This window comes from Arthrobacter sp. PsM3 (assembly GCF_030433895.1).
Lineage (GTDB): Bacteria > Actinomycetota > Actinomycetes > Actinomycetales > Micrococcaceae > Arthrobacter.
In genome coordinates this window covers 1-411 of the sequence record NZ_JARUXE010000134.1, presented here as the reverse complement: position 1 = coordinate 411, position 411 = coordinate 1, and the positions used below count along the sequence as shown (strand labels likewise).

1 protein-coding gene is annotated in these 411 nt (G+C 65.9%); it reads left to right on the top strand.

Annotation, left to right across the window (positions count from 1 at the left end; genetic code table 11):
* Positions 1-10: 10 nt before the first annotated feature.
* Positions 11-411: class II fructose-bisphosphate aldolase (locus QCD75_RS21925; RefSeq protein ID WP_301231633.1), on the top strand; the 401-nt coding region annotated here is incomplete at its 3' end.

Genomic DNA, 411 nt, shown 5'->3' with positions numbered 1-411 from the left:
AGGAGTCAGCATGCCCATTGCAACCCCAGAGATCTACTCCGAGATGATCGACCGCGCTAAGACGGGTGGCTTCGCGTTCCCCGCCGTTAACGTCACGTCCTCCCAGACCCTTAACGCGGCCCTGCGCGGCTTCGCCGAAGCCGAATCCGACGGTATTGTCCAGGTCTCCACGGGCGGTGCCGCTTACTGGTCCGGCGCCTCCACCAAGGACATGGTTGCCGGCTCGCTCGGGTTCGCCGCGTTTGCCCGCGAAGTCGCCAGGAACTACGGCGTCAACGTCGCCCTGCACACGGACCACTGCCCCAAGGACAAGCTCGAGGGCTTCGTCCTGCCGCTGCTGGCAGCCTCCGAGGCCGAGGTCAAGGCCGGCCGCAACCCGCTCTTCAACTCCCACATGTGGGACGGTTCCGC